Source organism: Candidatus Enterococcus huntleyi (assembly GCF_009933175.1).
Taxonomy (GTDB): Bacteria; Bacillota; Bacilli; order Lactobacillales; family Enterococcaceae; genus Enterococcus_K; species Enterococcus_K huntleyi.
The window spans coordinates 14,096-26,389 of sequence record NZ_MAEJ01000001.1; the positions used below are offsets into that span (position 1 = coordinate 14,096).

Annotated in this window: 12 protein-coding genes; 8 read left to right on the forward strand and 4 right to left on the reverse strand. The window is 37.8% G+C overall.

The window, feature by feature from the left end; all coding sequences use genetic code 11:
• Window positions 1-44: 44 nt before the first annotated feature.
• Window positions 45-1,262, reverse strand: a complete 1,218-nt coding sequence (locus BAU15_RS00050; RefSeq protein ID WP_161840708.1) for a helix-turn-helix domain-containing protein — start codon at window positions 1,260-1,262, stop codon at window positions 45-47.
• 135 nt (window positions 1,263-1,397) lie between these two features.
• Between BAU15_RS00050 and BAU15_RS00055 the strand changes: the two genes are divergently transcribed.
• The 3 genes from BAU15_RS00055 to BAU15_RS00065 are packed head-to-tail and all read left to right on the forward strand — an operon-like array spanning window position 1,398 to window position 6,828.
• Window positions 1,398-3,713: a glycoside hydrolase family 2 protein gene (locus BAU15_RS00055; protein WP_161840709.1), complete on the forward strand. Its 2,316-nt coding sequence runs from the start codon at window positions 1,398-1,400 to the stop codon at window positions 3,711-3,713.
• Between the two features lie 27 nt (window positions 3,714-3,740).
• A complete protein-coding gene (locus BAU15_RS00060; RefSeq protein WP_161840710.1) occupies window positions 3,741-5,264 on the forward strand; it encodes a glycoside hydrolase family 43 protein in 1,524 nt (507 codons plus the stop codon).
• A 58-nt stretch (window positions 5,265-5,322) separates the two neighbouring features.
• Window positions 5,323-6,828, forward strand: coding sequence for an MFS transporter (locus tag BAU15_RS00065; protein ID WP_161840711.1), 1,506 nt, complete (start codon window positions 5,323-5,325; stop codon window positions 6,826-6,828).
• Between the two features lie 168 nt (window positions 6,829-6,996).
• Here BAU15_RS00065 and BAU15_RS00070 read toward each other — a convergent pair whose 3' ends face one another.
• From BAU15_RS00070 to BAU15_RS15545, 3 genes are all read right to left on the reverse strand, one after another.
• On the reverse strand, window positions 6,997-7,389 hold the full coding sequence (locus BAU15_RS00070; protein ID WP_161840712.1) for a YtxH domain-containing protein: 393 nt from the start codon (window positions 7,387-7,389) through the stop codon (window positions 6,997-6,999).
• A complete protein-coding gene (locus BAU15_RS00075) occupies window positions 7,382-7,816 on the reverse strand; it encodes an HIT family protein (protein WP_161840713.1) in 435 nt (144 codons plus the stop codon). Before BAU15_RS00075 ends, BAU15_RS00070 begins: the two co-directional genes overlap by 8 nt.
• 199 nt (window positions 7,817-8,015) lie before the next feature.
• Window positions 8,016-8,168: a hypothetical protein gene (locus BAU15_RS15545; protein ID WP_202622679.1), complete on the reverse strand. Its 153-nt coding sequence runs from the start codon at window positions 8,166-8,168 to the stop codon at window positions 8,016-8,018.
• 364 nt (window positions 8,169-8,532) lie between these two features.
• On the opposite strand from BAU15_RS15545, the gene BAU15_RS00080 reads away from it, so the two are divergent.
• The 5 genes from BAU15_RS00080 (at window position 8,533) to BAU15_RS00100 (ending at window position 12,262) form a co-directional block, all read left to right on the forward strand.
• Window positions 8,533-9,060: a helix-turn-helix transcriptional regulator gene (locus tag BAU15_RS00080; protein ID WP_161840714.1), complete on the forward strand. Its 528-nt coding sequence runs from the start codon at window positions 8,533-8,535 to the stop codon at window positions 9,058-9,060.
• Between the two features lie 312 nt (window positions 9,061-9,372).
• Window positions 9,373-9,630, forward strand: a complete 258-nt coding sequence (locus tag BAU15_RS00085; RefSeq protein ID WP_161840715.1) for an AbrB/MazE/SpoVT family DNA-binding domain-containing protein — start codon at window positions 9,373-9,375, stop codon at window positions 9,628-9,630.
• The gene (locus BAU15_RS00090; protein WP_161841264.1) at window positions 9,630-9,983 is read left to right on the forward strand and encodes a type II toxin-antitoxin system PemK/MazF family toxin; all 354 of its coding nucleotides are present in this window, start codon (window positions 9,630-9,632) and stop codon (window positions 9,981-9,983) included. Before BAU15_RS00085 ends, BAU15_RS00090 begins: the two co-directional genes overlap by 1 nt.
• 334 nt (window positions 9,984-10,317) lie before the next feature.
• The gene (locus BAU15_RS00095; protein WP_161840716.1) at window positions 10,318-11,055 is read left to right on the forward strand and encodes an ABC transporter ATP-binding protein; all 738 of its coding nucleotides are present in this window, start codon (window positions 10,318-10,320) and stop codon (window positions 11,053-11,055) included.
• Window positions 11,048-12,262, forward strand: coding sequence for an ABC transporter permease (locus BAU15_RS00100; RefSeq protein WP_161840717.1), 1,215 nt, complete (start codon window positions 11,048-11,050; stop codon window positions 12,260-12,262). The genes BAU15_RS00095 and BAU15_RS00100 overlap by 8 nt, the downstream gene beginning before the upstream one ends.
• Window positions 12,263-12,294: the final 32 nt, after the last annotated feature.

Below are 12,294 nucleotides of genomic sequence, written 5' to 3' on the forward strand. Positions count from 1 at the left end.
TGAATATCAGTAAAATCAGTCGATGATTCAGAATGGTTTGATAGCTAATCGAGATGGTCCAGCAATTTTTCTCGATAATGCTGAGGTGTTACTTGAGTGATTTTCTTGAAAATTTTAGTGAAATAGCTTTGATCAGTAAAATTTAAGGCGGCTGAGATATCAGAAACACTGATTTTGGTCTGTAAAAGTAGATGTTTAGCCTCTTCTACCTTGGTTTTCTGAATGAAAGTAGACAGAGAAATCTGCGTATCCTGTTTGAATATTTTTGAAAGATAGGGAGCACTTACCCCAACATAATCAGCAATGTCAGTATGGGAAAAGGATTGATACAAATTGGCATAAACAAACTTAATCGCTTGTTTAACAATCGTTGAGTAGTCTGCTTCTTGATTTTCCCGGACCATTTTTGTAAAAACTTCCAGCATTTCTGCGACTGTCGCGTATAAATCTTCTCGAGAGAGTCCTTCCTCAATCTTTAGGATATATTCATCGCATAAACGCAAAGCTAATTCACTATGCAAGCCACCTTCAATAGCGGCTCGTGAAGTTAAAGCTGCTAACGTAATCAGATGGTTTTTTAGTGAACGCAGAAAGCTAACTTTTGAATAGAGTGCTTGTGACTGTTCTTCTTTAAAATAGGCGTGATTTGCTAAATTTTCAACTTCGCCATTTCGAACGATTTTAAGAATCTTCGTTTCAAATAAGCGATCATGCTGGAGATTGAACTTTGAACTGTAATCCAGCGTGTCTAATTTAACACTAGGTGCTTGCTTTTTTGATTGAAGATAATCTTTTTGGATAATCTGACTGGAAACAACTTCACCATTCAAAAGATAGTACAAAAGGACACTCAGGTTGATGAGTAGATTGATGGAATAGATAGGCATCTTTTGATAATAGTCCATCACTGTACCGATCACATGAAATACTTGATAGTCTTTGGCCAAGGCGAAGATTTGCTCATCGGTTAACGGCATAGATATGGTTGGCCCAACAATAAGCGTCCCTTTAAATTCATCCTCTTCAAAGATACTGAATAGAATGAAATTTTCCATAAATTCATTTTGTCGAATACGAGGAAATCTAATGGGTGAATCGAAAAAATCAATCGATAAAATTAACGATAAATTCTCAGAATAAAAGGGATTATAAGAAAAATCGTCGCCAAAAGTGAGTAGCTGAAATTCATCTGTCTCTAGATAACTCGTGGGAATATTGAAATTCGTCGTGATTAATTGTGAGATTGTTTCAATTTTATTCATCAAACGCTCCTTTTTTATTGTTCATGTTAATAAAATACCAAAAATGTTAACAAAATACAATTATATAAAGGTGAAAGGAAGTAATATATCAGTATAAGAAAGCGCTTTTATATAAGTGGGTAGAGGAGGAGAACAATGCGCAATATCGAGAATAAAAATTCGGATTGGTTCTTTTATAAAGGGGAACAAACGATAACACAAGTGAATGAACATTATTCAGAATGGGAGAACATTGACTTACCACATACTTGGAATGCGATTGATGGTAATAATGGCTTTGATTATTACCGAGGAGTAGGCTGGTATGTAAAAGAAGTTCACTTTTCTGAAATGGAACGCAACAATCAGCAATTTATTGAATTTTTGGGTGCCAATAGTGTGACAGAGCTCTATGTGAATAATCAGTATGTTGGTCAACACAAAGGAGGCTATGCGACGTTCCGATTTGATATTACCGAATATTTGACTTTTGGAGCAACGAATCTTATTCAAGTCAAAGTAGATAATGCAGAATATCAAGAGGTCTATCCATTAAGAGCCGATTTTACCTTTTATGGGGGGATTTATCGGGATGTTAACCTAATTTCGGTTAATCCATTGCACATTGACTTAGAGGATTTTGGCTCCAGTGGTGTGTATATTCAGCAAGAGGAGGTCACAAAAGAGCTTGCTGAATTGACAATTAAAACACGGCTGAAAAATAAGACCAATACGAGTCATAAAGTTCGTGTCTGGTATGAAATCCTGAATACACAAGATCAGCTAGTTACCTATGGTGCACAAGAAGTGTTATTTGATGAAACGCAAGAGGGGACGTCAATTGCTTTTGATTTGGCTATCAAAAATCCGCATTTGTGGAATGGTAAGAGAGATCCTTATCTCTATAGCTTGCATATCAAATTACAGCAATTTAATGACACGATAGACGAAGTGCGTATTCCTTTTGGTGTGCGATACTTTTCAGTTGATCCAGAAGAAGGATTCTACCTGAATGGGGAATCTTTACGTTTAAATGGTGTTTCTAGACATCAAGATAAGATGACGAAAGGCTGGGCCATCTCAAAAGAAGATCAGCGACAGGATATGGAGTTAATTAAAGAAATAGGGGCAACATCGATCCGGTTAGCTCACTATCAACATGATGGTTATTTTTATGATTTATGTGATCAGGCAGGAATGATTGTCTGGGCCGAGATTCCTTTTATTACCGAGGTTTCAAAATCCGACACGCCACAAGAAAATGCGGAGCAGCAATTGATTGAACTAATCAGACAAAATTTTAATCACCCAGCTATTTGTTTCTGGGGTGTTCAAAATGAAATTCAAATCGATCATGTCAGCGACAAAACTGCACGGGAAATTGTCAAAAATTTAATTGAGATAGCTAAAAAAGAAGATCCGACCCGTTTAACGACGATGGCGAATGTCTTAACCGTCTCTGATACGGACGAGTATAACTATTTGACAGACATTATTGGTTATAACAAATATTATGGCTGGTACATGGGCAAAGCCGAGGATTTTGCTGGCTGGATTGATGGCTATCATGAAACGAATCCACAAACAGCATTAGCAATCTCAGAATATGGTGCAGAAGGGATCGTCGAATATCACAATGACCATCCTCAGGTAAATGATTACAGCGAAGAATATCATGCGCTATTCCATGAAAAAGTCTGGTCTATTTTTTCGAAAAGAAAATTCTTATGGGCGACCTACGTTTGGAATATGTTTGATTTTGGTGCCAATGTTCGTGATGAAGGGGGCGTCAAAGGCCGGAATAATAAAGGGCTAGTGACGTTTGATAGAAAAATTAAAAAAGATGCATTTTACATGTATAAGGCTCACTGGTCAGATCAACCGTTCATTCACATTGCTAGTAAGCGCTACGTCGAGCGTGCGAGCCAAACAATCAACCTAGTCATTTATACCAATTGTCAAGAAGTCGAAGTATTTCTGAACGATCAGTCAGTTGGCACGTATCAAGCGGAAAATAAAAAAGTGACTATTCCAGATATCCAGTTGAATGGAGAACATAATCAGTTCAGTGTTCAAGCGTTAAATCAATCAGAGACAATTCAGGATACCGCTTATTTCCATCAGGTGTCAGAGCCATTTAAAGCGTATGAATTAGAGGATGATCGAGCAGGTGAGAATGTCGAAAACTGGTTTGAAATACCTGAGATTGATGAGAGTCAGCCGCTAGTTGAGGTTGAAATCACTGATGATGTGTATTCATCTAGAGACTCCGTTGAAACGTTAATGAATAACGAGCAAACAAGAGTGTGTATGGTGGAAACATTAGGTGACTTAACGCAAATTCCGATGTACGGCATGATGAAGAACATGACGTTAGATGTCTTAATGGAGATGGATTCAGAGGGTAAGAATTTTTCAAAAGCGCGAGTGAATAAACTCAACCAGAGTCTGACAAAAATCAAAAAGGTCTAGTACGTAGAGGTAAAATAGGAGGATACCATGAAATATAAAAATCCAATCATTTCAGGATTTTATCCTGATCCGAGTATCTGTCGTAATGACAAAGAGGAATATTTTTTAGTCAATAGTTCCTTTGAATATTTTCCGGCGATTCCACTTTTTAAAAGTACCGATTTAGTGAATTGGGAACAGATTGATCATGTGCTGACGAGAGAATCCCAACTTGATCTAGAAAGAGTCAGAGATTTCCCGGTATCACAAGGAGTCTATGCACCAACTATTCGCTATTACCAAGGCAAGTATTACGTAATTACTACCAATAATACCACCATGAAAACTTTTTACGTCTGGACGGAAGATCCGTTTGGCGAGTGGTCAGAGCCCATCTATATTGATGGGCTGATGGGCTACGATCCTTCCCTTTATTTTGAAGGTGAGACGGTTTATTTAACCGCTTCGGCTTATCCCATCCCTGGAGCAAAAGAGGGAATTATTCAAGCGACAATTGATCTTCAAACAGGTAAACTAACAAGTGAGTTGCAGCATATTTGGGCTGGGACAGGTCACAGTGCACCAGAAGGTCCTCATTTGTATAAAAAAGATCACTATTATTATTTGTTGGTTGCTGAAGGTGGAACAGAATTTGGTCATATGGTGACAATCGCGCGAGGAACTCAGCCATTTGGTCCTTTTGAAAGTTGTCCGCAGAACCCAATCGCGAGTAATCGCAGTACCTCATTGCCGATTCAAGCAACCGGACATGCGGACATGATTGAAAGCGTTGCCGGCGAATGGGTGGCGGTCATACTGGGGATTCGTCCGTTGGCTCGTCACAAAATCCACCATCTTGGGCGAGAAACGAGTCTTGTTCCGGTTACTTGGACAGATGATCAGTGGCCAATTCTGGGAGACAATGGCAGAGTTCTAGTAGAACATGAAATCAGTGGAGCGGGTGAGCAAATGATTGAGACGAATTGGTCTGATGATTTCTCTAGCCGCCAACTACACAATCGGTGGAATACGATTCGGCAGCTGGAACAGTCTGCTTGGAAGTTTTCAGCAGGACTTAGCCTCTATGGCAAAGCAGCCACTTTAAATAACACAGACACCGCACCTGTTTTTATTGGTTGCCGCCAAACATCACCGATCTGTGAAGTGTCTGTTGACTTCACTTTTTCACCAAACAATGAAGGGGAAGAAGCGGGTGTAACCATTTATATGAACGAAAATTTTCATTATGATGTCTTTCGTATGAACAAAGATGGACGACAAGTACTTAGCTTACGCAAGCAAGTGGGAGATATCTGTTACCTGGCTAACAGTTTGGATTATTCAGGCGAAAATGTCACACTAATCATCCAAGCGAAAGAGGACAAATATTATTGGTCAGTCAAAGAACCAAGTGGAAAAGAGCACCTACTAGGTGAAGGCGAGGCAAGATTATTAAGTAAAGAAATTGCCGGTGGTTTTACGGGCGTTTATCTAGGCATGTATGCGACAGGAAATGGCAAAATGTCGCAGACTCCGGCCGTATTTACTCATTTTTCATATGATAAAAAATAAACAAGCGACATACAAGAAAGCTAGAATGCTTATAATAGGGTGAAAGGAATGAATTAAAATGGCGACAGTTAATGTCAGTGAGCAAAACGAAATCAATGTAGAAAAAATAAGTCAACCCTCAGAAGTAGAGTATCGGCGTGCAAAAAATTGGGAAATTATCCTCTCTCAGTTTAATAATGCGTCTGCGATGGTCTTTTACACCTTAGTTGGGTTAATGAGTTATGTGGGAAATGAAGGCTATGGAATTGTGATGGCCGTGATGGGAATGATTCTAACGGTCAGCCGAGTATTTGACGGGTTGATTGATCCGTTTTTAGCAATCATGATTGATAGTATCAATACGCGTTTTGGTAAATTACGAATTCTCTTGGCGGTAGGTTGGGTTATTCGTTCAGTTGCCGTATTAATGCTCTTTACTTGGGGCTCTGGCGCGGGCCATGGCATGATTTATTTCATTACATTTTATGTCCTCTACATTATCGGTTCATCGGTATTTGATATTACGGGGAACATGATTCCCACGATTTTAACCAATGATCCTAAGCAACGACCAGCTGTTCAGGTTTGGAGTACCGTCTTTAGTTACGCGGTCCCTACCGCTTTAAGTTTAATCATGGTAATGGTCATGTTGCCACGCTTTAATAATCAGTACTCAGTCGAAATGTTGAAAGCAACAGCTGTACTATTTATTCTTATTTCGTTGGTTTTCACGACGCTATGTATCATTGGTGTTATGAAAATTGATAAGGCAGAAAATTTTGTTGGAATCCGAGCTTCTGGGGAAGAAACATCCGTGAATCTTAAGGACATGTTGGCTCTTTTCAAAGAAAATCGTCCGTTTCAAATGTATATCGTTTCTTCTGTTGCCGCAAAATTGGCGCAGCAAACAACTAGCCAAGCGATTGTGACTACCCTAATGTTTGGTATTCTAATCGGTAATATTCAAATTGGGACCATCATTAATACGGTCTCTATGCTACCAGCTATTCTTTTTGCCATTGTAGGCGCTCGGTATGCCGGGAAATTTGGGAATAAGGCGGCAACTGTCACGTGGACACGGATTTGTATTGTACTCTCAGTTGTCAGTGTGTTGTTCTTAGTCGCTATTGATATGCGGTCAATCGCTACGAACACCGTTCTGATGGTAGTATTCTTTGCTCTACTCCTTCTAACTAATGGAACAAAAATGGTGGTGACGATTGCAAATGGTGCGATGAGAAGTGACATTATTGACTTTGAGTTAGATAAATCGGGCCGCTTTATGCCTGCGGTTGTAACGGCTTCTTATAACTTCATCGATCAGCTAGTGACTTCTTTAGGAACCACGATTGCTGCGTTAGCTGTCTCTTTGATTGGTTATACAACAGTTTCACCGCAACCGACAGACGCACCAACACCCGCGATAAAATGGATGACTTTGTTCTTATTCTATGGGATTCCGATTATCGGTTGGCTGATTGGGCTAGTGGCGATGAAATATTATGACTTGAGTAGAGAAGAAATGGTCAATGTTCAAAGCCGAATTCATGATAAGAAACAAGCACTTAAGGAGAAAGCTGAATAAACTAGATTTAGCAGTATTCCATAAGGAAAACGTTGTAACCGTTTTCTATGAACCGTAATATATTAGCATAGTGGGTTAAAAAATGTTAAGAAGAAAAGAAGAAACAGACAGGGACAAAAATTCGCCCAGTCTGTTTCTTTTGGTTTATGTGAATTTATTCAGTTATACCTAAGGACGATTCAAATGAAATCGTTGACGCCCTTTTTGTTGTTCGCCAGAGAATTCGTTTGAGACTTGTTCAAGCTCTTCTGTCAGTTGATTGATTTGTTCTTGGATTTTAGCAATCCGTGGTTCTGCTTGGAATTTGAAGTCTTCAATATCTTTTTCTATGCCACTTTGAAAGACCGGCAATAATTCTGCGGCGGTTTCTTTTGTGACAATCAGCGCTTCTTTAAAACGCCCCAAGCTTTCGTTGACATTCATTGTTAAATCCGTGGTTTCGTCAATCTCTGAAATGATTTTTTCGCGAGTCTTTTTTCCACTGTCAGGAGCCAATAAAAGACCAGCCGCGGCACCAGTTAGGCTACCAAACAGTAAGCCTTTCATGAAGTTTTTAATCATTTTCGGCCACCTGCTTTGCAATTGTTTCAGCAATTTGGCTTAGTTCATGACTTTGATAGTCGTCTTGATGGTTGCCAAAATGTATAGAAAAGTCATCCTCTTTGCTATAACGAGGAATCAAATGAACATGTGAATGAAAGACGGATTGATAGGCTAATTCTTTATTATTATTAATCATGTTTAAGCCTTCCATTTCTGGAAAAGCTTTTTCGATAGCTTTGGCAATTTTTGGAATCCGTGCAAAGACAGCCGAAGCAAGCGCCTCATCATAGTCAAATAAATCAGTGACATGGGTTTTGGGAACGACTAGTGTATGGCCTTTTGTAACTTGTGAAATATCTAAAAAGGCATAAACAACGTCGTCTTCATATACTTTGTGGCTAGGGATCTTTTGATTGATAATTTTACAAAAAATACAATTTTCCATGAAGAACATCCTTTCATAACTCGAGAGTCAAAAATTCTTAGTAAGTTAACTTTACCACATCTTGAATTACTTGTAAGCGAAATAGGACGGGAAGTCGAAAAAAGTAACTAAGCGAGACCCTACAGCTATGGATTTCCATGCTCCAAAGAACCTCGCTCGTTTTCATCTAGGTTATTTTATTGATTCTTTCAGACTTTCTTTATTTCTTAGCGAGCAATTGCTGAACTTCTTCAAGACTCTTGGACTTAAGTAAACGTGTGACTTCACTTGCGACATTCTCTCTTTGGATTTTTGCAAAGAATAAATTTTTCATGGCTAACTCAACATATAAAGCTATTTCTTTTTCATTCATAAAAGTCCACCTCACATTTTTTCTAAAGTATAGCACGCATGAAATGACTTTGTATAATGGAAACCTAGATAGGCTTTATTTTTCTCTAGCAATTGTAATTTACGCCTAGTTAAAGCTAGGTATGTGATGATATTATTCATCTACAGAGTGTAATTTATATGATTAAGCAGAGACATAAAATAGGCAACTCAATATATAAAATAATTTTTTCTCCATTAAACGAGGTATTCTTTTAATATTTTCCAGAAAAATAAACCTTGATTTATAGGGTTTAGTAACATGTTTCTATGGTGTTTTTTTGCTTTAGTAGGTAGATTGGGTAGAGTAGATAAACAAATGATAGTAAGGTGAGGGTGTAAAAATTATGGAACTTAGTGAAACGTTGAAGGAAAAAAGAAAAGAATTATCAATGACACAAGAACAGGTTGCAGAAAAAATTTTTGTATCTCAAAAGTCTGTTTCAAATTGGGAAACTAAAAAGACATTTCCTGATATTGAAAGTTTAATCCGTTTAGCTCATTTGTACGACTTATTTTTAGATCATTTATTACTGGAGGGATCAGATATCGTGAAAGATATTAAGGTTCAAGCTGAACTAAGCACAATGAAAAAACTATCCATACCACCGTTTATTACCAATATTAGTTTAGTGATTTTATTAGTAAGTCAAAAATGGTGGGGGAATCTTTCAACACAAGCAACGATTATTATTGCAATCAGCCTATTTTCTAATTTTATACCACTGTTCTATTTTAAAAGTAGAGCTGTTAATTTAAAGAATGAATTAAAGAATAGTAAAATTAGTAACTGGTTTGTAGTTCCTTTGTTAGTGATGATTATAATTTTTGCAGTAGGGTTGATTATTTTTACTCCCACACTTTTTAAAAAATAATTTATCAGTTAAATTTGTAGAAGAGCAGTAAGCGGTTAAACGGTTAATAAGTCTCGAATATTTTGTTTTAAATTAGCTGTATAAAAATAATATCAAATGGAGGTGAGCTGATTTTTATAGGGTTCAAAGGCTATGAATAAAAAGTAACTAAATAATTTTATGGTGGCGTTAATAGGTTGAGAAAAAGTGAAGATTCTTTAGTGAAGACATGTACGCAAATTTTTTCCGTTTGGTTCTAAAAATGTTTATACATGTTTATACATACTGACGGAAACGTGCTATAATAGACTAAGAGCTGAAGGAGGTATTGAGATGAAAATTGCGATTAAAGAAATTAAGAAGTGGGGCAATTCGAAAGGGATCTTACTTTCAAAAGCCGATTTGGAACAACTAGGAGCTAAGGATAACAATAAGCTTCAAATGACGATTAGCAATGGAAAAATAACGCTGGTCCCAATTACTGATGAGCCAAAAACATTCGATGATTTATTCATTGGTTATGACGGGGAACCGTTAGGCGATAGTGACTGTTTTGAGTGGGGTGGAAATGTTGGGAGAGAAATTCTGTGATGAAAAATGATTATCAGAAATTAAGACAAGGCGATATATTCTATTTAGACTTTGACCCAACCCAAGGACATGAACAACGAGGGAAGCGACCCTGTATCATGCTGACAAGTACCAATAAACATATGGGCTATATGATTGGTGTTGCACCAATCACTTCAAAATCAAAGCTATTCCCCCTACATGTCTCATTGCCAGAGAGCGCTAAAATTCAAGGGCAGATACTGCTTGAACATCACCGTATGGTTGACATTCAAACAAGAGGTTTTCAATTTGTCGAAACTGCGCCTAAAAAAGTGACAACAAAATGTTTAGAAATCATGCGATTAATGTATAGCGAAAATAATCATGAATAAAAGGCAAAGCCGTAGTTGAGGGTTTGTCTTTTTTTATTGTATTTTTGAGTTTGATCTTGGATAGATAGATTAATTTTCTGATGTGAGATTTAATCGAACCACAGATTGTTGGAGAATTCCTGTAGAAGCAACCTTTTCACTGGATGTTTCACTTTGAACAAACGTGCGAATGAAAACTAATTAAAAAAATCGATAGTTCACTTTTACTCGAAATGTAACATACTCATTTTCACTTTGTATAATGGAAACCTTAATCTAGCTGACCTAAAAATAATAGGATAGTCATTTCAAAAAAATGCTATAATAATCTTAATGAAAAACTGGAGGAACGAAGATGAGTTTGAAGATTGAGCAAGTGACAGGTGGCTATGGCCATATTCCTGTTTTGAAAGATATAAGTTTTGACGTCAATAATGGCGAAATGGTTGGGCTGATTGGGCTGAATGGTGCTGGGAAAAGTACCACGATTAAAAATGTGATTGGTTTATTAACGCCACAAAAAGGCAAAATCACGATTGATGATTTGACGATAAAGAGTCAACCAGAAGACTACCGTAAAAAAATTGGTTACATACCAGAAACGCCTTCTTTATATGAAGAGTTGACGTTGAAGGAGCATATTGAAGTGACGGCGATGGCTTATGATATTCCTCAGGAGGAAGCTTTTAAGCGAGCTGATAAATTGTTAAAGACGTTTCGTTTAGAAAATAAATTAGAGTGGTTTCCAGCTAATTTTTCTAAAGGGATGAAACAAAAAGTCATGGTTCTGTGTGCCTTTTTAATTGAGCCGAGTTTGTACATTATCGATGAGCCATTTCTAGGGTTGGATCCATTAGCGATTCACGCGTTGTTAGAGTTAATGGACGAGATGCGTCGTGACGGAGCGGCGATTCTAATGTCGACACATATTTTAGCGACGGCTGAAAAATATTGTGATCGCTTTGTGGTGCTGCATAATGGCGAGGTTCGAGCGCAAGGAACAATGGCCGAATTACGTCAAGAATTCCAGTTGCCAGATTCTTCATTAGATGAAATCTATGTGGCGTTGACAAAGGAGCAAGACCATGAGTGATTTTTTTCAAAAACGCTTAGCTCGTCATCAGAAGCGTATGATGCGCTATATGCGTTATGTATTTAACGACCACTTCGTGTTAGTCTGTCTATTTTTACTGGGTGGGGTTGGTTTTTATTATTCTAATCTCTTGAAAACTTTGCCAGATAATTTTTTCTGGGGCAATGGAATTGTTGCGCTGATTTGGCTAGCTAGTTTATATGTAGGGAGTTTTGTAACCCTAGCTGAGCCAGCAGATATGGTCTTTTTATTACCTAAAGAAAATGAGATGGGTGCCTATTTTAAGCGAAGTTTTGCCTATTCGTGTCTCGTTCCTTTCTTTTTATTAGTACTTGTTAGTGGGTTTTTGATGCCGTTATTAGTAATCTCAGGTGGGTTTCAGTTTGGAGAGTTTTTTTGGTTTTTACTGATGTTGTGGAGTCTGAAATTTAGTCAGTTACAAGTGCAACGCTACGGGCTTTATCAAATTAGTCAGACCGAAAAGAATACCAGTCGGATCCTGTGGCTAGTCTCAGCAATTGTGATTTTATTTGTCGGTGTGTACACCTTTTCTTGGCTAGGGGCTATTCTTGGTGTGGCACAAGCAGTGGGCGTTTCATTCTACTTCAAGCGACGACTTTCTGCTGGCTTGGATTGGGAAGCGATGGTAGATAAAGAACAGAACCGTTTGCATCGTTTGTATCAATTCATTAATTTGTTTACAGATGTACCAGAGATTACAGCGACTGTTAAACGTCGGAAATATTTGGATGGCGTATTAAATTTCATTCCACGTCAGCATAAACAAACCTATCTTTATCTGTATGCGAGACGGATGCTTCGCGGATCAGAGTTTAGTGGCTTATATTTAAGACTCGTAGCTATCGGTAGTCTGTTTCTATATTTTCTTGATTCGCTATGGTTTAGTGTTGGTTTAGGAGTTGTTTTTCTCTATCTAATTGGCTTCCAATTGATTCCTTTATATAACCAATTTCATTATATGGTTCTGACGCAGCTATATCCCGTTTCCAGTGGGCAAAAAGGGCGAGCTATTCAGTCCTTGATTGGCTTGTTACTGCTTGTTGCAGCGGTGATCTTTGGTTTGTTTGCTTTGGTTGGTTTAAAAAATCTTCAAGAGGCTGGTATTTCTTTAGCAAGTTATTTAGTCGTCGTGCTAGGCTTTACTAAATTGTACGTTCCATCCCGAATTAAGAAGATGGAACGCTAGGCTTTCTTGATTTTATAGTAAAGTTCTGGTAT

What these genes read in the sequence shown, in the direction of transcription:
- BAU15_RS00070 (WP_161840712.1), bottom strand. Translation starts at nt 7,389, where the DNA reads ATGATTAAAAACTTCATGAAAGGCTTACTGTTTGGTAGCCTAACTGGT.
- BAU15_RS15545 (WP_202622679.1), bottom strand. Translation starts at nt 8,168, where the DNA reads ATGAATGAAAAAGAAATAGCTTTATATGTTGAGTTAGCCATGAAAAAT.
- BAU15_RS00085 (WP_161840715.1), top strand. Translation starts at nt 9,373, where the DNA reads ATGAAAATTGCGATTAAAGAAATTAAGAAGTGGGGCAATTCGAAAGGG.
- BAU15_RS00095 (WP_161840716.1), top strand. Translation starts at nt 10,318, where the DNA reads ATGAGTTTGAAGATTGAGCAAGTGACAGGTGGCTATGGCCATATTCCT.
- BAU15_RS00060 (WP_161840710.1), top strand. Translation starts at nt 3,741, where the DNA reads ATGAAATATAAAAATCCAATCATTTCAGGATTTTATCCTGATCCGAGT.
- BAU15_RS00075 (WP_161840713.1), bottom strand. Translation starts at nt 7,816, where the DNA reads ATGGAAAATTGTATTTTTTGTAAAATTATCAATCAAAAGATCCCTAGC.
- BAU15_RS00065 (WP_161840711.1), top strand. Translation starts at nt 5,323, where the DNA reads ATGGCGACAGTTAATGTCAGTGAGCAAAACGAAATCAATGTAGAAAAA.
- BAU15_RS00050 (WP_161840708.1), bottom strand. Translation starts at nt 1,262, where the DNA reads ATGAATAAAATTGAAACAATCTCACAATTAATCACGACGAATTTCAAT.
- BAU15_RS00100 (WP_161840717.1), top strand. Translation starts at nt 11,048, where the DNA reads ATGAGTGATTTTTTTCAAAAACGCTTAGCTCGTCATCAGAAGCGTATG.
- BAU15_RS00080 (WP_161840714.1), top strand. Translation starts at nt 8,533, where the DNA reads ATGGAACTTAGTGAAACGTTGAAGGAAAAAAGAAAAGAATTATCAATG.
- BAU15_RS00055 (WP_161840709.1), top strand. Translation starts at nt 1,398, where the DNA reads ATGCGCAATATCGAGAATAAAAATTCGGATTGGTTCTTTTATAAAGGG.
- BAU15_RS00090 (WP_161841264.1), top strand. Translation starts at nt 9,630, where the DNA reads ATGAAAAATGATTATCAGAAATTAAGACAAGGCGATATATTCTATTTA.